The organism is Bacteroidota bacterium, assembly GCA_034723125.1.
Classification (GTDB): Bacteria; Bacteroidota; Bacteroidia; order CAILMK01; family JAAYUY01; genus JAYEOP01.
Map to the genome: position 1 here is coordinate 1 of JAYEOP010000242.1, position 3,110 is coordinate 3,110.

The 3,110-nt window shown below is 30.7% G+C and carries 3 protein-coding genes; all 3 read left to right on the forward strand.

What is annotated here, in order from left to right; translation table 11 throughout:
* Nucleotides 1-179: 179 nt before the first annotated feature.
* Nucleotides 180-557, forward strand: a complete 378-nt coding sequence (locus tag U9R42_06695) for a type II toxin-antitoxin system RelE/ParE family toxin (protein ID MEA3495706.1) — start codon at nt 180-182, stop codon at nt 555-557.
* Nucleotides 554-844: a helix-turn-helix transcriptional regulator gene (locus U9R42_06700; protein ID MEA3495707.1), complete on the forward strand. Its 291-nt coding sequence runs from the start codon at nt 554-556 to the stop codon at nt 842-844. Before U9R42_06695 ends, U9R42_06700 begins: the two co-directional genes overlap by 4 nt.
* Before the next feature lie 462 nt (nt 845-1,306).
* Entirely contained in the window at nt 1,307-2,623 is a 1,317-nt protein-coding gene (locus tag U9R42_06705) for an ATP-binding protein (GenBank protein ID MEA3495708.1), read from the forward strand.
* Nucleotides 2,624-3,110: the final 487 nt, after the last annotated feature.

Genomic DNA, 3,110 nt, shown 5'->3' on the forward strand with positions numbered 1-3,110 from the left:
ATTTTTGATGAGATTTTTATTTTTTGAGACGAGGCGATGCCTTAGCATCAGTGAGTTGAGAAAGATAAAAATATCGCAAAAAGATAGGAATCTAATTTTGCAGAGTTTTCTTAGAGACACTATTTATGTGGATAATGCTGTTAGTCGGAATTGTTTATTTTTGGATTTAATCAAATAATATTGCATTTACGAAACTTTTAAGTTACCTTTGTGTTAATCAAGTAATAGCATATAAAGATTATTTTGAGGACTTTTTAGTAAAACAACCTGAAAAAGTTCAAAATAAGATTTACAAAGTGATTGAAGCGATTGAAACTTTGGAAAGAGTTCCTAAAAATTATCTGAAAGCCATTACAGGAACGAAAGGATTATACGAAGCGCGGATTTCGTTATCATCAAATATTTGGAGAGTGTTTTGTTTCTTTGATAAAGGTAAATTAGTAATTTTACTAAATGGATTTACGAAAAAGACACAAAAAACACCAAAAAAGGAACTTAATAAAGCACTTCGTTTAATGGCTGATTATTATAACGAGAAAAAGGAGGAAAAGAAATGAATACTAAAAGTTGGAGTAATATAAAAGATAAAATATACGGAGAAAAAGGAACTGAAAGGCGAGATAACCTTGAAAGAGAAATTGAACCTTTTAAAATCGGACTTTTATTAAGAAAGGCACGAGAAGAGAAGCAATTAACTCAACAACAGTTGGGGATGATAATTGATAAAAAAAGAACTTATATTTCTCGTGTTGAAAATAATGGAAGTAATTTAACTCTAAAAACACTTTTTGATATTGTAGAAAAAGGATTTGGGGGAAAAGTTAAAATATCAATAGAAGTATGATGATAAACGATGCTACAATCGAGTAGGCGGCTGACGGAGTAATCTCCGTCAGTATTCCTTCGTTAAAACTACGGCTAACAAAGTGTAGCTCTCACAATTTATCCCGCACCTTTTGGTCGGGACCACCAAGCCATTCAACTTTGTTCAGGATAAACCAAGCGGTTCGTTAGATAAAAGAAAAAATTAATTGTTTTGTTGTATAGTGCAAAATTTATTAAATTTGCGAAAGGATTTAATATACATTCAAAATTTACTAGAACGTGAAAATATTAGAACTACAGAAGTTTATACTTATTATTAAAAACAATTTTTTTTAACAAAATAGATAATGGAAATATAATGAGTGGTCATTATATTTACTCGTTATGGGCAAGGCAAGAACAGAAATTCAGGTGACAACAAATCAATTAAAATACTCTACGAACTAACATAAAAGCTATATTTTTGTAGGAAAGTAAAAAAATGCAAGAAAGTCAAAACATAGAATGGAAAGAAAAATGGAAAGATGATTATCTGAAATGGATTTGTGGTTTTGCAAACGCAAGTGGCGGAAAAATTATCATTGGAAAAAATGACAAAGGCGAAATTATTGGTTTGCAGAATTCCAAAAAACTTCTTGAAGATATTCCAAATAAAGTAAGAGACATTCTTGGCATTTTGGTAGATGTTAATTTGCATAAAACCGAAAAAGGAGATTTTCTTGAAATCATCGTTGATCCACAACCTTTTCCTGTTAACTACAAAGGACAGTATCATTACAGAAGCGGAAGCACCAAACAAGAATTAAAAGGTGCTACATTAGACAAATTTATGCTTGAAAAGAAAGGAAAAAAATGGGATGGTGTTCCCGTTCCAAATGTTTCTGTTAATGACTTAAAGATTGAAACTTTTGAGTTTTTCAAGAAAAGAGCGATAATCAGCAGAAGGCTTGATGAAAGTATTTTAACTGAAAATAACATCAATATCCTTGAAAATCTGAGATTAACTGAAAAACCATATCTAAAACGGGCATCAATATTACTTTTTCATCCCGACCCTGAACAGTATTTTACAGGTGCATTTGTAAAAATTGGTCACTTTCAGTCAGATACTGAATTAGTATTTCAAGACGAAGTAAATGGAAATTTATTTGAACAAGTAGAAAAAACAATTGATTTACTATTCACTAAATATATCAAGGCAATTATCTCGTATGAAGGCATACACAGAGTTGAAACTTATGAATATCCCAAAGATGCTGTACGTGAAGCAATTTTAAATGCACTTGCCCATAAAGATTATTCAATAGGTGTTCCGGTTCAAATAAGTGTTTACGATGATAAACTCATGATTTGGAATTACGGTCAATTACCAACTGATTGGACAATTGATAATTTAAAACAAAAGCATTCATCAATTCCTTATAATCCTGACATTTCAAATGCCTTTTTTAGAGCAGGATATATTGAAGCTTGGGGGCGTGGCACAATTAAAATTATTGAACAATGTAAAGAGCACGGATTACCAAATCCTGAATTTGAAAATACAGGGAAAGATTTTTGGGTAATTTTTAGAAAAGACATTTACAATGAAAAATATTTAGAAGAATTAAAATTAAATGAAAGACAAATAAAAGCAGTTTTGTATATAAAAGAAAAGGGGGAGATAACGAATAGTGAATATCAGATATTAAATGGTGCTAATTATAAAACAGCATATAGAGATTTGGAAAAGCTTGTAGAAGCATCTGTTTTATTAAAAAAAGGAGAAAAGAAAGGGACTTTTTATATTTTGAAATAGATGTCCGATATGTCCGATAAATGTCCGATACTATATGAAGACAGATATATTTTACGAATTGAAAAATAATGCAAACAAAATAGATTAAGAAATTTGCCAGGTTTCAAAAGTAACAGCCACAAAAGAATTGCGAGAACTAATAGAAAAATTTAATATTTTTGACCGAAAAGGAAATGTTGGTGCTGGAACCTTTTATGTAATCAATTAAATAATGAATTGGATAATAATTGGATAAATTGGATAACAGAATTAAACCCAGCCCATAATCGAGTAGGCGGCTGATATTGCTTCGTTAAAACTACGGCTAACAAAGTGTAGCTCTCACAATTTATCCCGCACCTTTTGGTCGGGACCATCAAGCCCTTCAACTTTGTTCAGGATAAACCAAGCGGTTCGTTAGATAAAAGAAAAAAATAATTGTGTTTTTGGATTAACATCTGTAAATGGCAAAAGTAAAATTACCAATTTTTCGCAAAAGTAAATCATC